Raw genomic sequence first — 23,738 nt, forward strand, 5'->3', positions numbered from 1 at the left:
TGCTGCGGCCGTGTACAACAGCGGCCACATCAAAAAAGAAAGAAGAAAACACATGGCCACTGGCACTGTGAAATGGTTCAACGCGGAAAAGGGCTTCGGCTTCATCGCTCCCGATGACGGCACCGACGACCTGTTCGCCCACTACTCGGCGATCACCGGAAGCGGCTTCAAGGAGCTGCGCGAGAACCAGAAGGTCGAATTCGACGCTGAGCGCGGCCCCAAGGGCATGCAGGCTGCGAACATTCGCCCCCTCTGATCCCTCGTGATCGTATGAGGCCGGTCGGCTCCTTCGGGAGCCGGCCGGCTTCTTCGTTTCCGGGGTGAGTCCCTTCGTCTCCCTCCGCTCGCTCAGGAACCGGATCCGGCTCCGCTCGCTCAGGAACCGGCTCGGGGACCACTGGAATACGGGTAACGATGCGGCCACCCGAATTGAGGTTCGCCTTACTTCGGGTTACATTAGGTCAGCCTTACCAAACCGGCGCGACTCTGCGCCTCACCCCTCCTCAACCCGAAGGGATCTGCTGTGCGCACTTCTCGTCTCCTCGCCGTCGGTGCCGCCGCGGCACTCGCGCTGAGCCTCACGGCCTGCGCGACGTCCGCCTCCGAGAGCGGTTCGGATGCCGGCGCCAACCCGGCCTCCGACGACGCCTTCCCCGTGACGATCGAGCACGTCTACGGCGAGACCACGATCGAGTCCAAGCCCGAGCGCGTGGCGACGGTCGCCTGGGCGAACCACGAGGTGCCGCTGGCGCTCGGCATCGTGCCGGTCGGTTTCAGCAAGGCCAGCTGGGGCGACGACGACGACAACGGCATCCTGCCCTGGGTCGAGGAGAAGCTCGACGAGCTCGGCGGCGAAGAGCCGGTGCTCTTCGACGAGGCCGACGGCATCGACTACGAGGCCGTCGCCGACACGAACCCCGATGTCATCCTCGCCTCGTACTCCGGCCTGACGCAGGAGGAGTACGACACCCTCTCCAAGATCGCTCCGGTCGTCGCCTACCCCGAGATCGCCTGGGGCACCCCGGTCGACGAGATGATCGAGATGAACTCGAAGGCCCTCGGCCTCGAGGAGGAGGGTCAGGCCCTCATCGACGACCTCCACGCCGACGCCGATGCAGCGCTCGAGGAGAACAGCGTCCTCAAGGACAAGAAGGTGCTCTTCGCCTTCTTCGACCCGACCGACCTGAGCCAGATCGGCTACTACACGGCCGTGGACACGCGCCCCGGCTACCTGCACGACGACCTCGGTCTGCCGTTCCCCTCGATCGTCGAGGAGTCCGCCGACAGCAAGGAGTTCTACCTGTCGGTGAGCGCCGAGGACGCCGCGAAGTTCGACGACGTCGACGTGATCGCCACCTACGGCGACGAGTCGCTCATCGCGACCCTGCAGGCCGACCCGCTGCTGTCGAAGATCCCGGCCATCGCCGAGGGACGCATCGCGATCCTCCCTGATGCCACCCCGATCGCGGCATCCGCCAACCCGTCGCCGCTGTCGATCCCGTGGGGTCTCAGCGACTACCTCGCCCTGCTGGCCGCGCCGCTCGCTCAGTAATCGATCAGTCCGCTCGCGCGGAGTGACACCTCAGTGACCGCCACCACCACCATCGCACCGGGCGCCGCAGACCTGCGGCGCCCGGTGCTGGTGCGCACGCTCTGGCTTCTCGCCGGAGTCGCACTCCTGCTGGTCCTCAGCATCCTGTCGGTGTCGTTCGGCGTGCGCGCCGTGTCGTTCGACGACATCGTCGCGGCGTTCAGCGGCCACAGCGACACGATCGAGCAGGCCGCGATCGTCAAGCGCATCCCGCGCACGGTGCTCGCTCTGCTCGTCGGCGCCGCGCTCGCTCTCTCGGGTGCCACGATGCAGGCCGTCACCCGCAACCCGATCGCCGACCCCGGCATCCTGGGCGTCTCGAACGGCGCATCGCTCGCCGTCGTGATCGGCATCGCCTTCTTCGGACTGGCCAACCCTTACGGGCAGATGGCCTTCGCGATCGTCGGTGCCGCCGCCGCGGCGACCTTCGTCTACACGGTCGGGTCGCTCGGTCGCGGCGGCGCGACCCCCCTCAAACTCGCCCTGGCGGGCGCCGCCACCTCGGCCGCGTTCGCCTCGCTCATCAGCGCCATCATGCTGCCCCGCGTCGATCTGCTGCAGACGTTCCAGTCGTGGCAGGTCGGTGGCGTCGGCGGCGCCGAGTGGCCCCGCATCGCTCTCACCGCCCCGGTGCTCCTCGTCGGTGCCCTCATCTGCTTCGCCAGCTCGCGCGGCATGAACTCGCTCGCGCTGGGCGACGACATGGCCAAGGGGCTGGGCGAGCACGTCTTCCGCACCCGGATGCTGTCGGCCCTGGGCGCGGTCATCCTCGCCGGTGCCGCCACCGCCATCGCGGGACCGATCGGATTCGTCGGCCTCGTCGTCCCCCACGTCTGCCGCATGCTGATCGGCACCGACCACCGCTGGCTGCTGCCGTTCTCGGCGGTCGCCGGCGCCGCGCTGCTGACCGCGAGCGACATCGTCGGACGTGTGATCTCGCCGACGTCCGAAGAGATCCAGGTCGGCATCATCACCGCGATCATCGGCGCCCCGTTCTTCATCTGGATCGTCCGCCGTCAGAAGGTGCGTGAGCTGTGACCACGACCGACCGCACGAACTCCTCGGGAAGCACCGGCCCCGCCGGTGCCCCCGAACACACGCTCGACCGCCCGGAGCAGACGGCATCCGCCCGCGTCGCCGCCATCGTCGCCGGGCGCCGTGCGCGCCACCGCCGCCACGCCAGCGCGACGATCGTGCTCGGCATCCTCGTCTTCGCGCTGTTCGCCGTCGCGCTCATGGTCGGCAACACGTTCTACACGCCTGACGAGGTCATCCGCGTGATCCTCGGCGAGACCGTGCCCGGGGCCTCGTTCACGGTCGGCGACCTGCGTCTGCCGCGCGCGGTGCTCGCGATCCTCACCGGTTTCGGATTCGGCATCGCAGGTGTGAGCTTCCAGACCCTGCTGCGCAACCCGCTCGCCTCGCCCGACATCATCGGCATCTCGGCGGGGGCGGGCGCGGCGGCCGTGTTCGGCATCATCGTGCTGTCGCTCAACGGGCCCGTCGTCTCGGTCTTCGCGCTGGCGGGAGCCGTGCTCACCGCGCTCGTGATCTACCTGCTCTCGATCAAGGGCGGCTTCGCGGGCACCCGGCTCATCCTGATCGGCATCGGCGTCGCCGCCATGCTGCAGAGCCTCATCTCGTACATGCTGTCGCGCGCCGCGAACTGGGACATCCAGACCGCGATGCAGTGGCTCACCGGCAGCCTCAACAACGCCTCGTGGGAGCGGGTGCTGCCGATGGCGATCGCCGCAGCCGTGATCGTCCCGCTGATGCTGTCGCAGGGGCGGGCGCTGGGTGCCCTGCAGCTCGGCGACGACTCGGCATCCGGCCTCGGCATCCGCGTGAACGTCACCCGCCTGCTGTTCATCCTCGGAGCCGTCACCCTGCTCGCCTTCGCGACCGCCGCGACGGGGCCGATCGCCTTCGTCGCGTTCATGGCGGGTCCGATCGCTGCACGCATCACCGGCCCCGGCGCGAACCTGCTGCTGCCCAGCGCCTTCGTCGGCGCCGTGCTCGTGCTCGGCAGCGACCTGATCGCCCAGTTCCTGCTCGGCACCCGTTACCCGGTCGGCGTCGTCACCGGCGTGCTCGGCGCTCCGTATCTGATCTACCTGCTCATCCGCACCAACCGCTCGGGAGGATCGCTGTGACCGTCTCGCACAGCCTGTCGGCCGAAGGGGTCACCCTCTCCTACGGCGACCGCACCATCATCGACGGCCTCGACCTCACGGTCGCGCCCGGCAAGATCACGACGATCGTCGGAGCGAACGGATGCGGCAAGTCGACGCTCCTGCGCTCGCTGGCGCGCCTGCTCTCGCCGGCCGCCGGCCAGATCGTGCTCGACGGAAAGTCCGTGCACGCGCGACCGACCAAAGAGGTCGCCCGCATCCTGGGTCTGCTGCCGCAGTCGCCGGTCGCCCCCGAGGGGATCGCCGTCGCCGACCTCGTCGGGCGCGGGCGGCATCCGCATCAGAAGACGCTCGCCCGCTGGAGCGCCCACGACTACGAAGTCGTCGCCGATGCGCTCGACGCCACCGGGGTGACCGAGCTCGCCGACCGCAGCGTCGACGAACTGTCGGGCGGACAGCGCCAGCGCGTGTGGATCGCGATGGCACTCGCGCAGGAGACCGACATCCTGCTGCTCGACGAGCCCACCACGTTCCTCGACGTCGCCCACCAGGTCGAGGTGCTCGACCTGCTCACCGACCTCAGCGTCGCCCGCGGCACCACGATCGTGATGGTGCTGCACGACCTGAACCTCGCCGCTCGCTACGCCGACGAGCTCGTGGCGATGAAGGAGGGGCGCGTGCACGCGATCGGCGCCCCGGCCGAGGTCGTCACCGCCGAGCTCGTCGAAGAGGTCTTCGGCCTCGCCAATCAGATCACCATCGACCCGGTCTCCGGCAAGCCGATGGTCACACCCATCGGGAGGCACCATGTCCGCTGAGACCACCACCACCGAGAAGCCGGCGTACATCCTCGCCCGTGCCGAGGTGCGCCGGGTCGAACGCGTCTCGCCCAACTTCGTGCGGGTGACCTTCGGCGGCGCGGACCTCGACGAGTTCGGCACGCCGGGCGAAGTGTTCGACGCCCGCATCAAGCTGATCTTCCCGCCGGCATCCGGCATCCTGCCCCCGCTGGAGCGCGACACCCCCGACTGGTGGGCGTCGTTCCTGGCCGTGCCCGAAGACGAGCGCGGCACCATGCGCACGTACTCGATCCGCGACCTGCGGGTCGATCCGGCCTCGGGCGACACCGAGGTCGACATCGACTTCGTGCTGCACCTCGCGCCCGGGCTCACCGGTCCCGCGTCGCGCTGGGCGAGCGCGGCCGAGTCCGGGCAGGAGCTCATCATCATCGGACCGCGTCGCGGCGTGGTCGCGGGCGGCGGCACCGAGTACCGGCCCGGCGATGCGCCCTCGGTCGTGCTGGTGGGTGACGAGACCGCGGCCCCCGCGATCGCGCGCATCCTCGAAGACGCCCCGCGCGACCTGCGCGGCACGGCGTTCATCGAGGTGCCGTCGGCGGCAGACGAGCTCGCGATCGACGCTCCCGCCGGGGTCGAGGTGCACTGGTTGGCGCGCGACGCCGACCAGGCCCACGGGCTCCGGGTCATTCCAGCGGTGCTCGCGCACCTCGGAGACGCGGATGCCTCGGACGAGATCGCGGTGAAGGACATCGAGAGCGACGACCTGCTGTGGGAGACGCCGGCGTACTCGGGGCTCGGCGAAGAGATCGCGGCATCCGACGCCCCCGGCGATCGGTACTTCTGGATCGCCGGCGAGAGCGGTGTGGTCACGACCCTCCGCCGTCACCTCGTGAAGGACCTCGGCATCGACCGCGGCCAGGTGGCGTTCATGGGCTACTGGCGCCGCGGCGTCGCCATGCGCGGCTGAGTTCGCGAGGCTGAGTTCGCGAGGCCGCCCCGCCTAGCGCACTGACCGGTGCGAAATGTCGGGTATGGCGGCTCAGAACCGACGTTTCGCACCGATCGATGCAGAAGTCCCGCCACCCGGATGGGCGGCGGGACTTTCGCTGGGCCGGACGGATGCCGTGTGGCGGGGTTACTTCGCGAGGAAGTCCTTCAGCGCCGCGTTGACCTCGTCGGCGTGGGTCCAGAGGAGGCCGTGCGGGGCACCCTCGACCTCGACGTAGTCGGCCGCGGGAACCGCCTGGTGGAAGCGGCGGGCGGTGGCGTCGATCGGGAGGATGTTGTCCTTCGTGCCGTGCAGGATCAGCGTGGGCTTCGCGGCGGCGGCCACGGCCTCGACGTCGGCGCGGAAGTCCTCGATCCACGACGAGACGACGGCGTAGGCGGCGACGGGGGCGCTGCCGATCGCGACGTTCCAGCTGCCGGTGACGGCCTCCTGGCTGATGCGGGATCCGAGGTTCTCGTCGAGGTTGTAGAAGTCGTTGTAGAACTGCGTGAACCAGGCGAAGCGGTCACCCTTGGCAGCGGCCTCGATGCCGTCGAAGACATCCTGCGGCACACCCTCGGGGTTGTCGTCGCGCTGCACGAGGAAGGGCTCGAGCGAGGCGAGGAAGGCGAGCTTCGCGACGCGGTCGGAGCCGTAGCGGCTGACGTAGCGGGCGAGCTCTCCGGTGCCCATCGAGAAGCCGACGAGCACGACGTCGCGCAGGTCGAGGGTCTCGAGCACGGTGTTGAGGTCAGCGGCGAACGTGTCGTAGTCGTAGCCGACGTTGACCTTCGACGATCCGCCGAAGCCGCGGCGGTCGTACGTGATGACGCGGTAGCCCTGGGCGAGGAGTTCGCGGGTCTGGCGCTCCCAGCTGTGGCCGTCGAGCGGGTAGCCGTGGATCAGGACGACGGGCTGACCCGAACCCTGGTCTTCGTAGTAGAGCTCGATCGGGGTGCTGTTCTCGTTGCCGACGGTGATGTAACCCATGATCCTGATCCTTTCGGTTCGGTGAGAACGATCGTTCTCGCCTGATGTGATCAATCTAGAGAACGATCGTTCTCATGTCAAGTAGACTTCTCGCATGACCGAAGACGAGGCACGCGAACGCATCCTCTCCGCCGCCGAGGAGCTCTACTACCGCAAGGGATACGCGGCCGTCGGCATGGACGAGCTGCGTCAGTCCGCCGGCGTGTCGCTGCGCCGCCTCTACGGTCTCTTCCCCGCGAAGAACGACATCGTCGCAGCGGTGCTCGAGCGCAAGCACGGCGAGTGGGAGTCCGGCCTGACGGCCGCCGTGACGGATGCCGGGGGCGACCCCCGCGCCCGCCTGCTCGCCGTCTACGGGTACCTCGAGGACTGGTTCTGCACCGACGACTTCCGCGGCTGCGCGTTCATCAACGCGTTCGGCGAGCTCGGCGGCACGAATCCCGAGGTCGCCGAGATCGTGCGCTCGCACAAGGCGTCGTTCCAGGAGTACATGTCGGGCCTCGTCGCGAGCACGGGCGCCTCGCCCCTCCTCGCCGCGCAGCTGTCGATCCTCGCCGAGGGTGCGCAGAGCACGGCGGCCATCTCGGGCGACGCGGCGGTCGCGGCTCAGGCGCGGGGTGCCGCCGAGGTGCTGATCGACGCGGCGGTTGCGGCCTGACTCCGACCGATTCTCGAAGCGCAGCGCGACCGACCCAATTCGCTAGCCAGGCTAGACAATTGCCAGGCGAGAGTCAAGGCCCCTGCGGCGGCGCCGACCCCTCAGTATCGTCCGGGGCATGGAGTCACAGACGAAGGGCATCGCCCGACAGAGCCTGATCATCGCCGCGGCATCCTTCATGCTCATCGCGGCCGCCGTCGGCGCCGGAGCGTTCGGCGGAGCATCCGTCGACGATCTGCAGGACGGCGCGCTCTCGGCGCAGGGGTCGTACCTCGCCCCCGCCGGCCCTGCGTTCTCGATCTGGTCGCTGATCTACATCGGCCTGCTCGCGTACACGGTGTGGCAGGCGCTGCCCGCGCAACGGGCGGATGCTCGGCAACAGGCCGTCGGCGGGTGGATCGCCGCCTCGATGGTGCTGAACGGCCTCTGGTTGGTGACCGCGCGGTTCCTGACGCTGTGGCTCACGGTGATCGTGATCGCGCTGCTGGTGGCGGTGCTCGCCCGGGTGATCGTGCTGCTCGGGCGGTTCCCCGCGAAGAACCTCGCCGACCGCATCCTCACCGACGGTGCCAACGGCCTGCACTTCGGCTGGGTCACGATCGCGACCGTGGCGAACACCGCAGCGTGGTTCACGCAGATCGCCCCGGCGGACTGGGCCGATCAGGCGGATGTCTGGGCCGTCGCCGTGCTCGTGGTGGTGGCGGTCATCGGTGTCGCGGCGGCACTCGTGACCGGCCGCATCGCCCCGGCCCTCGCGACGGCATGGGGCCTCGTCTGGCTCGCCGTCGGACGCTTCACCGACGCCCCGGAGAGCGTGCCGACCGGCATCGCGGCCCTCGTGGTCGCCGTCGTGCTCGTGCTCGCGGGCGTGATCGGGGTCGTGCGGGGGCGGGCGGCTCGCTGAGACATCACTTCGGTATCGTGTGCGCATGGCCACCGAGAAGAAGACATTCACCACGGCGATCGGCGTCGACGTCAAGGGCGAGACGTGGAGTTGCGTCGAGATCCCGGATTCGGCCGAGTTCTTCGGCACGGGGAAGACCGTCAGGGTCGATGCCGTGGTCGACGACCTCATCCTGGAGAACGTCGGTGCGATGGTCACGGGAACCGGCGGTCACATGGTCTCGCTGAGCGCGAAGGTTCGCAAGGCACTCGGCAAGGACATCGGCGACGAGGTTCAGGTGACCGTCACCCCGCGATAACGCGGCTCAGACGACGAGGCGGTAGCCCATCCCCGACTCGGTGAGCAGGTGCACGGGCGCACTGGGCTCCTGCTCGAGCTTCTTGCGCAGCTGCGACATGTACAGCCGCAGGTAGCCGGAGTCGGAGACCTGCTCGCTGCCCCAGATCTCCTTCAGCAGGTCCTGGCGGGTGACGAGGGCTCCCGGATGCCGCGACAGATGCTCGAGCATCCGCCACTCCGTCGGGGTGAGGTGCACGCGCGATCCGCCGCGCGTGACGGTCTTGGTCGCGAGGTCGACGACAACATCGCCGAACGTCACGGTCGACTCGCCGCCGGCCGGAACCGCGCGCCGCGACAGCGCCCGCAGGCGGGCGAGGAGCTCGTCGACCTGGAACGGCTTGGTGACGAAGTCGTCTGCCCCGGCATCCAGCGCCTCGACCTTGTCGGCCGAGCCCGTGCGTCCCGAGACGACGATGATGGGCACGTTCGTCCAGCCGCGCAGGGCCTGGATCACCTCGATGCCGTCGAGTCGCGGCATGCCGAGGTCGAGCATGATGAGGTCGGGGTGGGTCTGGGCGGCGGCGGCGACCGCGGCGGCACCGTCGGCCGCGACGACCACCTCGTATCCGTGTGCGGCGAGCGTAATGCGCAGCGCCCGCACCATCTGCGGATCGTCGTCGGCGATGAGGAGCTTCACTCCGTGTCCTCCGTGTCGGCGCCGGCCAGCGGCAGTGAGATGACCATCGTGAGGCCGCCCCCGGGGGTGTCCTCGGGAGTCAGGCTACCGCCCATGCCCTCGGTGAAACCGCGCGACAGGGCGAGTCCGAGACCCAGGCCGGTCGTGTTATCGGTGTCGCCGAAGCGCTGGAATGGCTGGAAGATGCTGTCGCGTCGCTCCACCGGCACGCCCTCGCCGCGGTCGATGATGCGGATCTCGGCCCGCTCTCCCAGGGCGCTCGTCGACACGAGCACGCGGGTTCCGGCGGGGGAGTGGCGGTGCGCGTTCGCGAGCACGTTCACGATCACGCGCTGCAGCAGCACCGGGTCGGCCCGCAGGGCGGGGAGGGCCGGATCCAGGGCGAGCTCGACGTCGGCCGGCCCGAGACCGAGTTCGTCGACGGCGGCGAGGATGGGGCCGGTGGCATCGAGGCGCGTCGACGAGACTGCGAGCACGCCCGCTTCGACCCGGCTGACGTCGAGCAGGTCGGTGACGAGGGTCGAGAGGGTCGCGAGACTCTCGTCGGCCGTGGCGAGCAGCTCGGCGCGGTCGTCGGGGGAGAGGTCGTGGGCTCCGCGCAGTCCGCCGATCGCCGCGACCGCCGAGGCGAGTGGGCGGCGCAGATCGTGGCTGAGCGCCGAGAGCAGGGCGCTGCGCACCTGGTCGGTCTCGACCAGTGCGGCGGCCTCCTTCGCCGTCTCGCGCAGCCCGGTGTGCTCGATCGCGGCCGAGAGCTGCGCCACGATCGCGTCGAGCAGGCGCCGGGCCGGGGCGTCCAGCGCATCGCCGCTGAGTTCGAGCACGGCGTGCGACGCGCCGACCTCGACCGTCGTGGTGCGACCGTCGGCGAGCGGCTCGCCGTCGCTGGCCAGCACCTCGCCCTCGGCCGTGAGCAGTCGCACGCCGCTCAGCCCGAACGCCTCGCGCGTGCGGCTGACGAGCGCCAGCACGGCGTTGTCCCCGCGCAGCACGTTGCCGGCGACGGCCGCGAGCAGTTCGGCCTCGGCGGTCGCTCGTTTCGCGGTGCGGGCACGGCGCGCGGCCTGGTCGACGATGATGCTCACGAGGATCGCGATCACGACGTAGAGCGCGAGGGCGAGCACGTGCAGGGGGTGCGCGACGGTGATCGTGAACAGCGGCGCGACGAAGAGGAAGTCGAGGGTGATGCCCGACAGCACGGCCGCGAACACGGCGGGACGGATGCCGCCGATCAGGGCCACCACGACCACGAGCAGTTGATAAGCGAGCACCTCGGAGGTGATCGACTCGGGGCTGCGGAATGCGAACATGATCCACGACAGCAGCGGCCCGAAGGCGAGCGCGACCGCGAAGCCGAGCAGTTGCCGTCGCCAGCCGAGTGCCCCGCCGGTGATCCGGGGGAGGGCGATGCGTCCACCGGCGGCGGCGTGCGTGACGATGTGCACGTCGATGTCGCCCGAGCGGCGGATGACCTCGGAGCCGATGCCCGGTCCGGTCAGTGCCGCCATCAACCGCCCGCGCCGGCTCACGCCGATGACGAGCTGCGTGGCATCCGCTCCCTGCGCGAATTCGACGAGGGCGCCGGGGATGTCGTCGCCGATGATCTGGTGGAAGCTGCCGCCGAGCGACTCGACCAGCGCGCGCTGCGCCGCGAGTGCGCCAGGGGTCTCGTCGCGCAGGCCGTCCTGCGTGGAGATGTGCACCGCGAGCAGTTCGCCGCCCGCCGAACGTGCGGCGATGCGGGCACCGCGACGCAGCAGGGTCTCGCCCTCCGGGCCTCCGGTCAACGCCACGACCACGCGCTCGCGGGCCTGCCAGGTGCCCTCGATGCCCTGCTCGGCGCGGTAGCTGCGCAGGGCGCTGTCGACCTCGTCGGCGAGCCACAGCAGGGCCAGTTCGCGCAGCGCCGTGAGGTTGCCCAGCCGGAAGTAGTTCGAGAGAGCGGCGTCGATGCGCTCGGCCGGGTACACCAGACCCGCCGAGAGGCGGTCGCGGAGGGTCTGCGGGGCCAGGTCGACGACCTCGATCTCGTCCGCGGCCCGCACCACGGCATCCGGGATCGTCTCCTGCTGCGCGATGCCGGTGATCTTCTCGACCACGGCGTTGAGCGACTCGATGTGCTGCACGTTCACGGTCGTGACGACGTCGATCCCGGCATCCCGGATCGCCTCGACGTCCTGCCAGCGTTTCGGGTGCCGCGAACCCGGAACGTTCGTGTGCGCGAGCTCGTCGACCAGGGCGATCTCGGGCCGGCGGGCGATCACGGCGTCGACGTCGAGCTCGGTGAGGGCGATGCCCCGGTGCTCGGTGGTGCGCCGCGGCACCTCGGGCAGACCGATCGTCTGGGCGAGCGTCGCGGCACGGCCGTGGGTCTCGACGACCGCGATCACGACATCGCGGCCGTCGTCGAGCAGGCGTCGCCCTTCGGCGAGCATCTCGAAGGTCTTGCCGACGCCGGGGGCCGCGCCGAGGAGAACGCGGAGACGGCCCCGCCGCTCTCGTGTCATTCGCCCTCCCGCTCATCGAGCGCGAGATTGAGTTCGGCGACGTTGATGCGCTCTTCGCCGAGGAATCCCAGATCCCGCCCTTGAATCCTAGACTCCACGAGCGCGCGCACCGCGCCGTCGGAGAGACCTCGGGCCTCCGCCACCCGCGGCACCTGCAGCAGGGCGTACGCGACGCTGATGTGCGGGTCGAGTCCCGAGCCGGATGCCGTCACCGCGTCGGCCGGCACCTCGGCGGGGCTCACGCCCTCGCGCTCGGCGATGGTGGCTGTGCGCTCCTCGATCGCGGCGATCAGGTCGGCGTTCTCCGGGCCGAGGTTGCTGCCGCTGGAGGCCGCGCCGTCGTAGCCGTCGCCGGCGGCCGAAGGGCGGGACTGGAAGTACTCGGGAAGCGCGTCGCCGTCGGCCGTGCCTGTGCTGAGCTCCGTCGAAGCAAAGGACTGGCCGATCAGCGCGCTGCCCCTGTCGTCGGCGAGGGGTGAGCCGTTCGCCTGCGCGGGCAGGATCAGCTGGCCGATGCCGGTGACGACGAGCGTGTAACCGACGCCGAGCACGAGGGTGAGGACGAGCATCGCGCGGACGGCGACGCCCGCGGTGCGGACGGTGGTGCGGGTGGACGACATGAGGGGGCCTTTCAGAAGCCGGGGAGGAAGCTGACGACGAGGTCGATCAGCTTGATGCCGATGAACGGGGCGATCACGCCGCCGAGTCCGTAGACGAGCAGGTTGCGCTGCAGGATCTGCGAGGCGCTCGCCGGGCGGTACTTCACGCCGCGCAGCGCCAGCGGGATGAGGAACACGATCACGATCGCGTTGAAGATGATCGCGCTGGTCACGGCGGATGCCGGGGAGTGCAGTTGCATGACGTTGAGCACCGCGAGGCCGGGGAAGACGCCCATGAACATCGCCGGGATGATGGCGAAGTACTTGGCGATGTCGTTCGCGAGCGAGAACGTGGTGAGGGCGCCGCGCGTGATGAGCAGTTGCTTGCCGATGCGCACGATGTCGATGAGCTTGGTCGGGTCGGAGTCGAGGTCGACCATGTTGCCGGCCTCCTTCGCCGCCGACGTACCGGTGTTCATCGCCACGCCGACGTCGGCCTGCGCGAGCGCCGGAGCGTCGTTCGTGCCGTCGCCGGTCATCGCGACGAGACGACCGCCCTCCTGCTCGCGCCGGATGAGGGCGAGCTTGTCTTCGGGGGTCGCCTCGGCGAGGAAGTCGTCGACCCCGGCCTCGGCGGCGATCGCCTTCGCGGTGAGCGGGTTGTCGCCCGTGATCATGACGGTGCGGATGCCCATGCTGCGCAGCTCGTCGAACCGCTCGCGGAGGCCGTCCTTGACGATGTCCTTCAGGTGCACGACGCCGAGGATCTCCTCCTTGCCGGTCCCGGAGCCTGCCGAAGGGCCCTTCACCGCGACGACGAGGGGCGTTCCGCCGCTGGAGGCGACGGCATCCGTGCGGCTCATCAGCTCGGCATCCGTCTGGGCGGAGCCCTCGGAGAGCCACGCCCGCACCGCGGAGCCGGCGCCCTTGCGGATCTGCGTGCCGTCGGCGAGGTCGAGGCCGCTCATGCGCGTCTGCGCCGTGAACGGCACGACGACGGCATCCGTCTGCTCGTCGATGCGGATGCCGCGGCTCGCCGCAAGATCGACGATCGACGCGCCCTCGGGCGTGGGGTCGGCGAGCGAGGCGAGAGCGGCGACGCGCAGCAGCTCGTCGGCGTCGACGCCGGGCAGCGGCAGCACCTCGTGGGCGCGGCGGTTGCCGTAGGTGATCGTTCCGGTCTTGTCGAGGAGGAGCGTGGTGACGTCTCCGGCGGCTTCGACCGCACGGCCCGACATCGCGAGCACGTTGCGCTGCACGAGGCGGTCCATTCCGGCGATGCCGATGGCCGAGAGCAGCGCGCCGATCGTCGTCGGGATGAGGCACACGAGCAGGGCGATGAGCACCGGGATGCTGACCGGCGACGCCGCGTACGACGCGATCGGGTTGAGGGCGAGCACGACGATCACGAACACGATCGACAGGCTCGCGAGCAGGATGTTCAGCGCGATCTCGTTCGGAGTGCGCTGACGGCTCGCACCCTCGACGAGTGCGATCATGCGGTCGACGAACGTTTCGCCCGGCTGGGAGGTGATGCGCACGACGATCCGGTCGGACAGCACGCGCGTACCGCCGGTGACGGCGCTGCGATCGCCGCCCGACTCGCGGATCACCGGGGCGCTCTCGCCCGTGATCGCCGACTCGTCGACGGTCGCGATGCCCGCGACGATGTCGCCGTCGCCCGGGATGAGCTCGCCCGCCTCGACGATCACGAGGTCGTCGCGCTGCAGTTCGGCCGACGAGACCTCGACGGTCTCGGTGCGGGCGGCGAGAGCATCCGTCGCGGCGTCGTATCCGACCACCCGTCGCGCCATGGTGCTCGTGCGGGTCTTGCGCAGGCTCGCGGCCTGAGCCTTGCCGCGGCCCTCGGCGACCGACTCGGCGACGTTCGCGAAGAGCACGGTGAGCCACAGCCACACGGCGATCCCGGCGGTGAACGGCGCGGGCACGGGGGTGCCGCCCGACTCTCCGGGGCCGCCGAGGAACGGCTCGGCGATCGCGAGCACGGTCGTGAACGCGGCGCCGACCCAGACGATCAGCATCACGGGGTTGCGCACGAGGGCGGCGGGATTGAGCTTGCGCAGCGCACCGGGCAGGGCGGCGACGAGCTGCGGCCAGCCGAACGTGCGCGGCGCCTTTTCGGTGGACGGCGCGGATGCCGCGGCATCCGCTTCTCGAGTGGTGATGAGTGTCATGGTCAGACGAGTCCTTCGGCGAGCGGGCCCAGGGTGAGCACCGGGAAGTAGGTGAGCGCGGTGACGATGACCGTCACGGCGAGGAGCAGGCCGACGAACTGCGGCCGGTGGGTGGGCAGGGTGCCGACGGTCTCGGGCACCTTCTCCTGCGCGGCGAAGGAACCTGCCAGGGCGAGCACGAGAACGATCGGCAGGAAGCGCCCGAGCAGCATCGCCACGCCGAGTGCGGTGTTGAACCACGGGGTGTTGGCGGTGAGACCGGCGAACGCCGAGCCGTTGTTGTTCGCCGCCGAGGTGAACGCGTAGAGCACCTCGCTCATGCCGTGCACACCGGGGTTCAGGATGCTGGTGGCCTCGACGTCCGCCCGGATGCCGGGGATCGCGAAGCTCAGCGCCGTGCCGAGGAGGACGAGGGTCGGCGTGACGAGGATGTACAGGCTCGCGAGCTTGATCTCCTTCGGGCCGATGCGCTTGCCGAGGTACTCGGGCGTGCGGCCCACGAGCAGCCCGCCGACGAAGACGGCGAGGATCGCGAGGACGAGCATTCCGTACAGACCCGATCCGACGCCACCGGGGGCGACCTCGCCGAGCATCATGTTGAGCATCGGCATCATGCCGCCGAGCGCCGTGTACGAGTCGTGCATCGAGTTGACCGCACCGGTGGAGGTGAGGGTGCTCGCGCTGCCGAACAGGGTCGAGCCCAGGATGCCGAAGCGCACCTCCTTGCCCTCCATCGCGGCTCCGGCGAGCTCGGGGGCGGTGCCGCGGCCGGCGAGTTCGAGGGCCGAGAGCGCGAACGTCGAGACGAGGAAGATCGTGCCCATCACGGCGGCGATCGCGTAGCCCTGACGGTGGTCGCCCACCATGCGGCCGAACGTGCGGGGGAGCGCGAACGGGATCGCGAGGATCAGCAGGATCTGCAGCAGGTTGGTGAACCCGGTGGGGTTCTCGAAGGGGTGCGCGGAGTTGGCGTTGAAGAAGCCGCCGCCGTTCGTGCCGAGCAGCTTGATGGCCTCCTGCGAGGCGACGGGTCCGCCCGGAATCGTCTGCGGGTTCCCCGCGACCGTGGTGATGTCGGTGAAGCCGGCGAAGTTCTGCACGACACCGCCCGCGAGCAGGGCGAGCGCCGCGAGGATCGAGATCGGCAGCAGCAGGCGTCCGAGTCCGCGGATGAGGTCGACCCAGAAGTTGCCGATCGTGGTCGAGCCGCGGCGGGCGATGCCGCGGATCAGCGCGACCGCGACCGCGAGGCCCACCGCCGCCGACACGAAGTTCTGCACCGTGAGACCTGCGAGCTGCACGGTGTAGCCCATGGTCTGCTCGGGCGAGTACGACTGCCAGTTGGTGTTGGCCACGAACGACGCCGCGGTGTTGAACGCCAGGCCCTCGGGCACGGCGGGCAGGCCGAGCGACTCGGGCAGGAACGCCTGCAGCCGCTGCAGTCCGTAGACGAGCAGCAGACCCACGACCGAGAACGCCAGCACACTGCGGGCGTAGGCCCGCCAGGTCTGCTCGGATGCCGGGTCGACGCCGATCACGCGGTACACGCCGCGCTCGACGCGGGCGTCGCGCGGGCTCGTGAAGACGTGCGCGATGTAGTCGCCGACCGGGCGGTAGAGCAGCACGAGGGCGACGATGAGGACGGCGGCCTGCAGCACGCCGAACCAGATCTCGGCGCCCATCAGATGCGCTCCGCCGCGACGAGGGCGATCACGAGGTAGACGACGGCCGCGGCGGCGAGGGCCGCGGCGATGATCTCGAAGACGATCACAGCTTCTCCACCCCCTTCGCGGCGAACGAGACGAGGGCGAACAGCGCGAGAGTCAGCGCGAGGTAGAGGATGTCGAGCACGTCACCGATACAACTCCGCGGGCGCCGGGCATTCGACGATCCTCACGGTTCCCGTACGGTGCTCGCGCCGATGCATGCGCCTTGCTCACGGCATCCGCTCCTCCGGGGCTCGGGAGATCTATGCTCACGAGGTGGGAGACAAGACGCGGCGACTCGGGGCCGGAACGTGGATCGTCGGCGGGCTCGTCGCGGTCGCGGTCGTGTGCGTCCTCACCGGCATCCTGCCGGGGGCGGATGCCGGGGCGCTCGGCGAGAGGATCGCGCCCGTTCTCGGGTTCGTGGTCGCGATCACGATCGTCGCCGAGCTCGCCCGCGACGCCGCCGTGTTCGACGTGGTCGCCCAGCGCCTCGCCCGCTGGGGTCGCGGCCGGGTTCTGTTGCTCTGGGGGCTCGTGATCGCGCTCGCCGTGGTGAGCACGGTGTTCCTCTCGCTCGACACGACCGCCGTGATCGTCACGCCCGTGGTGGTGGTGCTGGCGCAGAGCATCGGGGTGCCGCCGATCCCCTTCGCGCTGGCGACCGTGTGGCTCGCGAACACTGCATCGCTGGCTCTGCCGGTGTCGAACCTCACCAACCTGCTCGCGGCGTCGCAGATGGGCGGTCCGGGGGCGTTCTTCGCGCTGAGCTGGGCGCCCACCCTCGTCGGCATCCTGATCCCGGTGGCGATCCTCACCCTCGTGCATCGGCGCACTCTGTTCTCGGCCTACGAGGTGCCGCCGCCGCGCCGCTCGGCCGATCCCGTGCTCTTCTGGTCGGCCACCGGCATCCTGGTCGTGCTCATGCCGCTGCTCGCCCTCACGCACGACGTGTGGATCCCGGCATCCGTCGCCGCCCTCGCGCTGATCGTGCTGTTCGCCGTGCGTCGGCGCCGTGCGCTGCGGCTCGGTCTCGTACCCTGGCAGGCGCTCGCGCTCGCGGGGGCCCTGTTCGTGATCGTCGAGACGCTCCACGCCCGCGGCATCCTGGACTTCCTGACGACCCCGATCGCCGGCGACGGTCCTGGCGACCTCTTCCGTCTCGCCGCTCTCGGCGCGGTCAGCGCCAACGCGATCAACAACCTGCCGGCCTATCTCGTGCTCGAGCCCGCGGCCGGCGACCCCGTCGCGCTCATGGCACTGCTGATCGGAGTGAACCTCGGTCCGCTCATCACGCCGTGGGCATCGCTCGCGACCCTGCTGTGGCACCACCGGATCACCGCTCTCGGCGTCGAGATCCGCTGGGGCCGGTTCATGATGTGGGGTGCGATCGCGGCGATCCCGACCGTCGCGGTGGCGGTACTGGCGCTGCTGCTGGTGGCGTGAGTCGCACGTCGATGGGCGGAGAACTCCCTGTCAGGCGGATGTTCTCGTCCGATTCTTCCGCCCAACGGCGAGAACTCCGCCCAACGCCGAGAGCTCCGCCTCCGAAGAGACGCGACCTACTCCTGCGGCGGACCCTCCGGTCGGTGGGCACGGCGACCCGAGACGACCACCGGGGCGACCGGGCGACCGGCTCGCTCCTGCCCGGGCAGCGGGCGCGAGCGGCGTCCGTAGATGAGCTCCGACGAGTCGAGCAGCCACGGCACGAGCGTGATCGAGACGCCGTGCACCAGCATGAGCTGGTTCGCGAGACGGCGGGCGCGGCGGTTGTGCAGGAACGATTCCCACCAGTGCCCGACGATGTACTGCGGCAGGTAGACGGTCACCACCGACGAGCCGTGCTTCTCGCGGTACTGCGTGATGAACTGCGTGACCGGCTGCGCGAACGACCGGTACGGCGACTCGACGATCACAAGCGGGATCGGCACGAGGTGGTCTTTCCAGTCCTTCTGCACGGCGGCGGCGGCATCCGCCGAGACGGCCACGTGCACGGCCAGGGTCTTGTCGTGCTTCGCGGCGATCGCGTAGTCGATGGCCTTCATGACCGGCTTCTGCAGGTGGTTGACGAGCACGATGGCGACGTCGCCGGATGCCCCGAACCGCGTCGTGTCGTCGATCGCGATCTCGTGGTCGACGTCGCGGTAGTACCGCTTCACGCCGAGCATGAGGAACGCGAGGATCGGGATGGCGAAGAACACCAGGTACGCGCCGTGCGTGAACTTCGTGATCGTGACGATCAGGAGCACCAGCACGGTGAGCGTCGCGCCGGCGGAGTTGATCACCAGGCCCACGCGGGCGGATCGGCGATCGGATGCCGCGGCCCCGTCGTGAGAGGCCGCACCGTGCCCGCGCAGCACGCGCCGCCAGTGCCGCACCATGCCGATCTGGCCGAGCGAGAACGACACGAACACGCCGATGATGTACAGCTGGATCAGCGTCGTCAGCTTCGCCTGGAACACCACGAGCACGACGATCGCGGCGATGCCCAGCAGGATCATGCCGTTCGAGAACACCAGGCGGTCGCCGCGGGTGTTGAGCGACTTCGGAGCGTAGCCGTCGCGGGCGAGCACGGCGCCCAGCAGCGGGAATCCGTTGAACGCGGTGTTGGCCGCGAGGAGCAGCACGCACGCGGTGGCGGCCTGCACGACGAAGAACAGGATGCTTCCACCGCCGAACGTCGCGGAAGCGATCTGCGCCATGAGGCTGGGTTGCGGGTTCGTGCAGTCGAACCCGATGAGATCGCAGGGGTTCTCGGCGTAGTGCACGCCGGTGATGAGCGCGAGGGCGGTGAGGCCGGAGAACAGGCAGATGGCGATCGTGCCCATGAGCACCAGGGTGGACTGCGCGTTGCGCACCTTCGGCGCGCGGAAGGCGGGCACTCCGTTCGACACGGCCTCGACGCCGGTGAGGGCGGAGCATCCGCTCGAGAAGGCGCGCAGGATCAGCAGGATCACCGCGGCCTGGCTGAGGTTCTCGGCCTGCACCGAGAAGTCGGCACTGGAGGCGACCGGCGCATCGCCGAGGAACGTGCGCACCAGTCCGGTCACGATCATCAACCCGACCGAGCCGATGAAGACGTAGGTGGGGATCGCGAAGACGAGGGATGCCTCGCGCACTCCGCGCAGGTTCACGATGATGATGAGGATCACGAACCCGACCGCCAGCTCCACGCGGAACGGGTCGAGGCCGGGCAGCGCCGAGATGATGTTGTCGACACCGGAGGCGACCGACACCGCGACCGTCAGCACGTAGTCGACGAGCAGGGCGGCCGCCACGATCACGCCGGGGATCTCGCCCAGGTTCTTCGAGGCGACCTCGTAGTCGCCGCCGCCCGAGGGATACGCCTTGATGAGCTGGCGGTAACTGAGCACGACCACGATCAGCAGCACCACGACCGCCACCGCGACGAGCGGGGTGAAGGAGAGGAACGTGAGCCCGCCGATCAGCAGGATCATCACGAGTTCCTGCGGGGCGTAGGCGACCGAGCTGAGGGCATCCGACGCGAAGATCGGCAGGGCCATGCGCTTCGGCAGCAACTGGTCGTCGACCTGGGCGCTCGTCAGGGGTTCGCCGATGAGGATGCGCTTGACCGCCGGCGCATCGCCGCCCTCTCTGAATTCTTCCGACACGTCCGGCGACACTACTCCTGCCGAACGGCATCCTGACGGCATCCTCACGGAATCCCTACGGCCCGGGCGGGCGCCCTCACGAAATCCTCACGGGGCGGACGGACGGATGCACAGCCGTTTCCGATCACGGGTGGATAACGTCGAGATCATGACCACCCTCCCCGTCGATGAGATCTCGATCCAGGAGACCAAGGCCCTGCGGGACCAGTTCCAGCGGTTCCTGCGCGAGTACGAGTTCGGTATGCGCGAAGTCGAGACGAAGATCTCGATCCTGCGCGACGAGTTCACTCACGACCACGCGTACAACCCGATCGAGCACGTCAAGAGCCGGCTGAAGTCTCCCGACAGCATCGTCGAGAAGCTCGCGCGCAAGGGCATCGACGAGCCCGACTTCGAGCTCATCCGCTCCGAGATCACCGACATCGCGGGCGTCCGCGTGACGTGCAGCTTCGTCGCCGACGTCTACCGGCTGTTCGATCTGCTCACCGCGCAGGACGACATCACCGTGCGGGTCGTGAAGGACTACATCGCCACGCCCAAGCCCAACGGCTACAAGAGCCTGCACGCGATCATCGAGGTGCCGGTGTTCCTCTCGACCGGTGCGCTGTCGGTGCCGGTCGAGGTGCAGTTCCGCACGATCGCAATGGACTTCTGGGCCAGCCTCGAGCACAAGATCTACTACAAGTTCTCGAACCAGGTGCCTTCGCATCTCGTCGACAGCCTGAGCGATGCGGCCGAGGCCGCCGCCGAACTCGACACCCGGATGGAGCGGCTGCACCGCGAGGCGCACGGGGTGCCGAAGCGCCAGCTCGCCCCGCCTCCCCCGCCGCGCATCGTCGAGGTGTAGCCTCGGCGCCATCCGATCGGTCGTCCGCTCCGAAGAACCGGGGAGCACCGTCACCGGTGGACGAGGAGGGCATCATGGCCGATCGGCGTAGTGGAAAGCGGTTCATCGCGTGGGCGGCGCTGGCCGGCCTGATCAGCGGCGCGGTGTTCCTCGCCGTCGCCGAGCTGTTCGCCCTGCTCGTCGCCCGCGCGGCGAGCCCGGTGCTGGCCGTCGGCGGGTTCGTCATCGACATAGTGCCGCAGCCGTTCAAGGAGTTCGCGATCGCGACCTTCGGCGAATACGACAAGATCGCCCTGCTCGCCGGTCTCGGACTGGCGGTGGTCATCGCCTCGGCGATCGCCGGCATCCTGCAGCTCGTGCGCGCCCCGCTCGGTGTGATCGCACTCGGCATCGCCGGCGTGCTGTCGACCGCGGCGATCGTGACGCGCGCCGGGGTGACGCCCCTGGCCTTCCTGCCTCCCGTGCTCGGCACGGTCGCGGGTGCCGTCATCCTCGTGCTGCTGATCCGCCGGCTGCGCCGCTGGCGCGAGGCCGCGCTGGCCCCGGCCGCGGCGAAGAAGCCCGCCGTCGACCCGTCGACGCCCCCGATCACCAAGCCGTCTCCCACCGACCTCGCCACCGCCGACACGAAGGTCGGCGTCAGCCGTCGCGGATTCTTCGGCCTCGCCGCGATCGCCGGCATCTCGGCCGTCGTCGTCGGGGTGGCATCACGCGCGGTGAGCATGACGGTCTCGTCGGTGGAGAGCATCCGCAAGGCGTTGAAGCTCCCCACCCCCAACAGCACCGTCACCATTCCCGACGGCGCCGAGCTCGACGTGCCGGGGATCAGTCCGCTCTTCACCCCGAACGAGGACTTCTACCGGGTCGACACGGCGCTCACCGTTCCGACCATCGACCCCGACACCTGGCGCCTCGTGATCGACGGAATGGTCGACGAGCGGGTCGAGATGAGCTTCCAGGATCTGCTCGACATGGGGCTCGACGAGTACGTCATCACCCTGACCTGCGTGTCGAACGAGGTCGGCGGCGAACTCGTCGGTAACGCGAAGTGGCTCGGCGTGCCGATCCGCGACGTGCTCGCGAAAGCCGGCGTGAAGTCCGGTGCCGACATGGTTCTCTCGCGCAGCGTCGACGGCTACACCGCCAGCACGCCGTTGGCGTCGCTGACCGACGACAACCTCGATGCGATCCTCGCGGTGGCGATGAACGGCGAGCCGCTGCCGCTCGAGCACGGGTTCCCGGTGCGCATGGTCGTGCCGGGCCTCTACGGCTACGTCTCGGCGACGAAGTGGCTCACCGAGCTCAAGGTCACCACTTTCGCCGACGACGAGGCCTACTGGACCCCGCGCGGGTACAGCGCCGAGGCGCCGATCAAGTTCTCGTCGCGCGTCGACACCCCGAAGCTCGGCGAGGCGGTCGAGGCCGGACGCATTCCGATCGCCGGGGTCGCCTGGGCGCAGTCGGTGGGCATCGACCGGGTCGAGGTCAGCATCGACAACGGCGAATGGACCCCGGTGACGCTATCGAAGGCCATCAACGACGACACCTGGGTGCAGTGGTTCATGGAATGGGATGCGACCCCGGGCACCCACTACGTGGCGGTGCGGGCGATCAACAAGAACGGCGACACGCAGATCGAGGAGCGCGCGCCGATCGCGCCGAACGGCTCATCGGGCTGGCAGCGCTCGCTCGTGCGGGTCAACTGATCGGTGCGGGTGGCCCCGGCGCGTCCTAGGGTGGACGCATGACCTCGCCCTCCGCCTGTGTGATCACCGTGTCCGACCGATCGTTCGCGGGAGAGCGCGAGGATCGCGGCGGCCCCATCGCCGTCGGGCTGCTCCGCGAAGCGGGATGGCACTGCCCGGATGCCGAGATCGTCGCCGATGGCGCCGACTCCGTCTCCGACGCTCTACGTCGCGCGCTGGCCCGCGGTGTGAAGCTCATCGTCACGACCGGCGGCACGGGGATCGCTCCGCGCGACGAGACGCCCGAGGGCACCCGTCCGGTGATCACGCGCGAGCTTCCCGGGCTCGCCGAGGAGCTGCGTCGTCACGGTCTCGCCGACACCCCGAAGTCGGTGCTGTCGCGGGGCCTCGCCGGCGTCGTCGACCCGTTCGGCGCGCTCGTGGTGAACCTGCCCGGCTCCACGAACGCCGTCTCGTCCGGCATCCCGATCGTGCTCACCGTCGCCGCGCACATCGTCGACCAGCTCGCCGGCGGTGACCACGGATGAACGACGTCCGCATCGCCGCGATCGTCGAGCACCCGCTCGACCTCGACGCGCACCTCGCCGCGGTCGACGACCCGCGGCTCGGCGCGGTGACGACCTTCGTCGGGCGCGTGCGCGACAACGACCCGGATGCCGACACCCCGGTGATCGGACTCGAGTACAGCGCCCACCCCGACGCCACCGTCACCCTGCGGCGTATCGCCGCGGAGGCCGAGGGCGGGGCCGAGGGCGGCACCGGCGCACTCGTCGCGGTCAGCCACCGCATCGGTCAGCTGGCCGTGGGGGACGCCGCCGTCGTGATCGCGGTGGCATCCGCGCACCGGGCCGAGGCCTTCGCCGTATGCCGCGAGATCATCGAGGCGATCAAGCGCGACCTTCCGGTGTGGAAGCGCCAGCACGAGTCCGACGGCACCTCGTCGTGGAAGGGTATCGGCGGCTGACCTCCACCAGCCCTCGTAAGGATGGACATCATGAAGACCCGCGTTTTCGCCAGCGTCGCTCTGCTGGCCATACTTCCGCTCGCCGGGTGCGTCGACACGACGGCTGAGACGGCAGACGAATCCGACGCTTCCCAGAGAGAGGCGTCCTGCCAGATCGTCGTCGACGAGCTCCCGGAGTACACCGCCCAGCTCGCTGAGAGTGCAGATGGCCTCACCACCTACGGCCCGTCCACGATGCTCTCGTTCCACACTGGGGCCGATGAGAAGCTGGCCGCCGTTGCGGCGAAGCTCGATGACACCGAGGTGAAAGACGCCGTCCTCGCCGTGCGTGACGCCGCTGCACGGTTCATCCCGATCTGGGAGAGAGCTCACGAGGATCCCGACACGTGGGCGGATGGAACTCTGACCGCCGACATCGCAGCCGCCGATGAGGCCACCACCACTGCACTCGCTGAACTCGGCGACATCTGCCCTGGTGTGAACGACGTCACCCCTTAGCGATCGGGTGACACCCCGGACCGGATTCTGATTCGGATTCCGTGC

At 69.6% G+C, this 23,738-nt stretch carries 23 protein-coding genes; 15 read left to right on the forward strand and 8 right to left on the reverse strand.

The genetic code is table 11. The features are described 5' to 3' along the window. Positions 1–52: 52 nt before the first annotated feature. The 6 genes from ACZ5Y9_RS03270 to ACZ5Y9_RS03295 all read left to right on the forward strand — a co-directional run bounded on the left by ACZ5Y9_RS03270 (position 53) and on the right by ACZ5Y9_RS03295 (position 5,490). Complete coding sequence (locus tag ACZ5Y9_RS03270; protein ID WP_247623732.1) at positions 53–256, forward strand: cold-shock protein; 204 nt, start codon at positions 53–55, stop codon at positions 254–256. A gap of 267 nt (positions 257–523) precedes the next feature. Next, the gene (locus ACZ5Y9_RS03275; protein ID WP_247623731.1) at positions 524–1,552 is read left to right on the forward strand and encodes an iron-siderophore ABC transporter substrate-binding protein; all 1,029 of its coding nucleotides are present in this window, start codon (positions 524–526) and stop codon (positions 1,550–1,552) included. A 33-nt stretch (positions 1,553–1,585) separates the two neighbouring features. After that, positions 1,586–2,629, forward strand: coding sequence for a FecCD family ABC transporter permease (locus tag ACZ5Y9_RS03280; RefSeq protein WP_464472276.1), 1,044 nt, complete (start codon positions 1,586–1,588; stop codon positions 2,627–2,629). After that, positions 2,626–3,744 carry a FecCD family ABC transporter permease gene (locus ACZ5Y9_RS03285; protein WP_247623729.1) on the forward strand — a complete coding sequence of 373 codons (1,119 nt, stop codon included), beginning with the start codon at positions 2,626–2,628 and terminating at the stop codon, positions 3,742–3,744. The genes ACZ5Y9_RS03280 and ACZ5Y9_RS03285 overlap by 4 nt, the downstream gene beginning before the upstream one ends. Next, a complete protein-coding gene (locus tag ACZ5Y9_RS03290; RefSeq protein ID WP_247623728.1) occupies positions 3,741–4,541 on the forward strand; it encodes an ABC transporter ATP-binding protein in 801 nt (266 codons plus the stop codon). Before ACZ5Y9_RS03285 ends, ACZ5Y9_RS03290 begins: the two co-directional genes overlap by 4 nt. Further along, a complete protein-coding gene (locus ACZ5Y9_RS03295; RefSeq protein ID WP_464472277.1) occupies positions 4,531–5,490 on the forward strand; it encodes a siderophore-interacting protein in 960 nt (319 codons plus the stop codon). The genes ACZ5Y9_RS03290 and ACZ5Y9_RS03295 overlap by 11 nt, the downstream gene beginning before the upstream one ends. A gap of 168 nt (positions 5,491–5,658) precedes the next feature. On the opposite strand, the gene ACZ5Y9_RS03300 is transcribed toward ACZ5Y9_RS03295, so the two are convergent. After that, complete coding sequence (locus ACZ5Y9_RS03300; protein WP_464472278.1) at positions 5,659–6,501, reverse strand: alpha/beta fold hydrolase; 843 nt, start codon at positions 6,499–6,501, stop codon at positions 5,659–5,661. 94 nt (positions 6,502–6,595) lie between these two features. Here ACZ5Y9_RS03300 and ACZ5Y9_RS03305 point away from each other — a divergent pair, with 94 nt between their 5' ends. From ACZ5Y9_RS03305 to ACZ5Y9_RS03315, 3 genes are all read left to right on the forward strand, one after another. Beyond that, positions 6,596–7,159, forward strand: coding sequence for a TetR/AcrR family transcriptional regulator (locus tag ACZ5Y9_RS03305; protein WP_247623725.1), 564 nt, complete (start codon positions 6,596–6,598; stop codon positions 7,157–7,159). Positions 7,160–7,277: 118 nt separating this feature from the next. Then, positions 7,278–8,063 carry a tryptophan-rich sensory protein gene (locus ACZ5Y9_RS03310; RefSeq protein WP_247957483.1) on the forward strand — a complete coding sequence of 262 codons (786 nt, stop codon included), beginning with the start codon at positions 7,278–7,280 and terminating at the stop codon, positions 8,061–8,063. A 25-nt stretch (positions 8,064–8,088) separates the two neighbouring features. Further along, entirely contained in the window at positions 8,089–8,361 is a 273-nt protein-coding gene (locus ACZ5Y9_RS03315; protein ID WP_247623723.1) for a DUF1905 domain-containing protein, read from the forward strand. 6 nt (positions 8,362–8,367) lie between these two features. On the opposite strand, the gene ACZ5Y9_RS03320 is transcribed toward ACZ5Y9_RS03315, so the two are convergent. The 6 genes from ACZ5Y9_RS03320 to ACZ5Y9_RS03345 are packed head-to-tail and all read right to left on the reverse strand — an operon-like array spanning position 8,368 to position 16,111. Continuing rightward, complete coding sequence (locus ACZ5Y9_RS03320; protein ID WP_308194251.1) at positions 8,368–9,039, reverse strand: response regulator; 672 nt, start codon at positions 9,037–9,039, stop codon at positions 8,368–8,370. After that, positions 9,036–11,546: an ATP-binding protein gene (locus ACZ5Y9_RS03325; protein ID WP_464472279.1), complete on the reverse strand. Its 2,511-nt coding sequence runs from the start codon at positions 11,544–11,546 to the stop codon at positions 9,036–9,038. Before ACZ5Y9_RS03325 ends, ACZ5Y9_RS03320 begins: the two co-directional genes overlap by 4 nt. Beyond that, a complete protein-coding gene (kdpC, locus tag ACZ5Y9_RS03330; RefSeq protein ID WP_247623721.1) occupies positions 11,543–12,166 on the reverse strand; it encodes a potassium-transporting ATPase subunit KdpC in 624 nt (207 codons plus the stop codon). The genes ACZ5Y9_RS03325 and kdpC overlap by 4 nt, the downstream gene beginning before the upstream one ends. Before the next feature lie 11 nt (positions 12,167–12,177). Continuing rightward, entirely contained in the window at positions 12,178–14,340 is a 2,163-nt protein-coding gene (gene kdpB / locus ACZ5Y9_RS03335) for a potassium-transporting ATPase subunit KdpB (RefSeq protein WP_464472280.1), read from the reverse strand. Positions 14,341–14,342: 2 nt separating this feature from the next. Then, on the reverse strand, positions 14,343–16,022 hold the full coding sequence (gene kdpA, locus ACZ5Y9_RS03340) for a potassium-transporting ATPase subunit KdpA (protein ID WP_464472281.1): 1,680 nt from the start codon (positions 16,020–16,022) through the stop codon (positions 14,343–14,345). Beyond that, the gene (locus tag ACZ5Y9_RS03345) at positions 16,022–16,111 is read right to left on the reverse strand and encodes a potassium-transporting ATPase subunit F (RefSeq protein WP_247623718.1); all 90 of its coding nucleotides are present in this window, start codon (positions 16,109–16,111) and stop codon (positions 16,022–16,024) included. The genes kdpA and ACZ5Y9_RS03345 overlap by 1 nt, the downstream gene beginning before the upstream one ends. Before the next feature lie 211 nt (positions 16,112–16,322). Between ACZ5Y9_RS03345 and ACZ5Y9_RS03350 the strand changes: the two genes are divergently transcribed. Next, positions 16,323–17,492 carry an SLC13 family permease gene (locus ACZ5Y9_RS03350; protein WP_247623717.1) on the forward strand — a complete coding sequence of 390 codons (1,170 nt, stop codon included), beginning with the start codon at positions 16,323–16,325 and terminating at the stop codon, positions 17,490–17,492. A 116-nt stretch (positions 17,493–17,608) separates the two neighbouring features. On the opposite strand, the gene ACZ5Y9_RS03355 is transcribed toward ACZ5Y9_RS03350, so the two are convergent. Then, entirely contained in the window at positions 17,609–19,720 is a 2,112-nt protein-coding gene (locus ACZ5Y9_RS03355) for an APC family permease (RefSeq protein WP_281731492.1), read from the reverse strand. A gap of 106 nt (positions 19,721–19,826) precedes the next feature. Here ACZ5Y9_RS03355 and ACZ5Y9_RS03360 point away from each other — a divergent pair, with 106 nt between their 5' ends. The 5 genes from ACZ5Y9_RS03360 to ACZ5Y9_RS03380 all read left to right on the forward strand — a co-directional run bounded on the left by ACZ5Y9_RS03360 (position 19,827) and on the right by ACZ5Y9_RS03380 (position 23,693). Further along, a complete protein-coding gene (locus ACZ5Y9_RS03360) occupies positions 19,827–20,525 on the forward strand; it encodes a GTP pyrophosphokinase (RefSeq protein ID WP_247623715.1) in 699 nt (232 codons plus the stop codon). A 74-nt stretch (positions 20,526–20,599) separates the two neighbouring features. Then, on the forward strand, positions 20,600–22,231 hold the full coding sequence (locus ACZ5Y9_RS03365; protein ID WP_464472282.1) for a molybdopterin-dependent oxidoreductase: 1,632 nt from the start codon (positions 20,600–20,602) through the stop codon (positions 22,229–22,231). 38 nt (positions 22,232–22,269) lie between these two features. Further along, positions 22,270–22,758 carry a MogA/MoaB family molybdenum cofactor biosynthesis protein gene (locus ACZ5Y9_RS03370; protein WP_247633144.1) on the forward strand — a complete coding sequence of 163 codons (489 nt, stop codon included), beginning with the start codon at positions 22,270–22,272 and terminating at the stop codon, positions 22,756–22,758. Next, positions 22,755–23,195, forward strand: coding sequence for a molybdenum cofactor biosynthesis protein MoaE (locus ACZ5Y9_RS03375; RefSeq protein ID WP_247633143.1), 441 nt, complete (start codon positions 22,755–22,757; stop codon positions 23,193–23,195). Before ACZ5Y9_RS03370 ends, ACZ5Y9_RS03375 begins: the two co-directional genes overlap by 4 nt. A gap of 30 nt (positions 23,196–23,225) precedes the next feature. Further along, the gene (locus ACZ5Y9_RS03380) at positions 23,226–23,693 is read left to right on the forward strand and encodes a hypothetical protein (protein ID WP_464472283.1); all 468 of its coding nucleotides are present in this window, start codon (positions 23,226–23,228) and stop codon (positions 23,691–23,693) included. Positions 23,694–23,738: the final 45 nt, after the last annotated feature.

The sequence above is a fragment of the Microbacterium sp. T3-8 genome (assembly GCF_055398145.1).

Coding starts and splice junctions, on each gene's coding strand:
- ACZ5Y9_RS03270 (WP_247623732.1), top strand. CDS start 53: ATGGCCACTGGCACTGTGAAATGGTTCAACGCGGAAAAGGGCTTCGGC.
- ACZ5Y9_RS03295 (WP_464472277.1), top strand. CDS start 4,531: ATGTCCGCTGAGACCACCACCACCGAGAAGCCGGCGTACATCCTCGCC.
- ACZ5Y9_RS03300 (WP_464472278.1), bottom strand. CDS start 6,501: ATGGGTTACATCACCGTCGGCAACGAGAACAGCACCCCGATCGAGCTC.
- ACZ5Y9_RS03305 (WP_247623725.1), top strand. CDS start 6,596: ATGACCGAAGACGAGGCACGCGAACGCATCCTCTCCGCCGCCGAGGAG.
- ACZ5Y9_RS03310 (WP_247957483.1), top strand. CDS start 7,278: ATGGAGTCACAGACGAAGGGCATCGCCCGACAGAGCCTGATCATCGCC.
- ACZ5Y9_RS03315 (WP_247623723.1), top strand. CDS start 8,089: ATGGCCACCGAGAAGAAGACATTCACCACGGCGATCGGCGTCGACGTC.
- ACZ5Y9_RS03325 (WP_464472279.1), bottom strand. CDS start 11,546: ATGACACGAGAGCGGCGGGGCCGTCTCCGCGTTCTCCTCGGCGCGGCC.
- kdpC (WP_247623721.1), bottom strand. CDS start 12,166: ATGTCGTCCACCCGCACCACCGTCCGCACCGCGGGCGTCGCCGTCCGC.
- kdpB (WP_464472280.1), bottom strand. CDS start 14,340: ATGACACTCATCACCACTCGAGAAGCGGATGCCGCGGCATCCGCGCCG.
- kdpA (WP_464472281.1), bottom strand. CDS start 16,022: ATGGGCGCCGAGATCTGGTTCGGCGTGCTGCAGGCCGCCGTCCTCATC.
- ACZ5Y9_RS03355 (WP_281731492.1), bottom strand. CDS start 19,720: ATGCCGTCAGGATGCCGTTCGGCAGGAGTAGTGTCGCCGGACGTGTCG.
- ACZ5Y9_RS03360 (WP_247623715.1), top strand. CDS start 19,827: ATGACCACCCTCCCCGTCGATGAGATCTCGATCCAGGAGACCAAGGCC.
- ACZ5Y9_RS03365 (WP_464472282.1), top strand. CDS start 20,600: ATGGCCGATCGGCGTAGTGGAAAGCGGTTCATCGCGTGGGCGGCGCTG.
- ACZ5Y9_RS03370 (WP_247633144.1), top strand. CDS start 22,270: ATGACCTCGCCCTCCGCCTGTGTGATCACCGTGTCCGACCGATCGTTC.
- ACZ5Y9_RS03375 (WP_247633143.1), top strand. CDS start 22,755: ATGAACGACGTCCGCATCGCCGCGATCGTCGAGCACCCGCTCGACCTC.
- ACZ5Y9_RS03380 (WP_464472283.1), top strand. CDS start 23,226: ATGAAGACCCGCGTTTTCGCCAGCGTCGCTCTGCTGGCCATACTTCCG.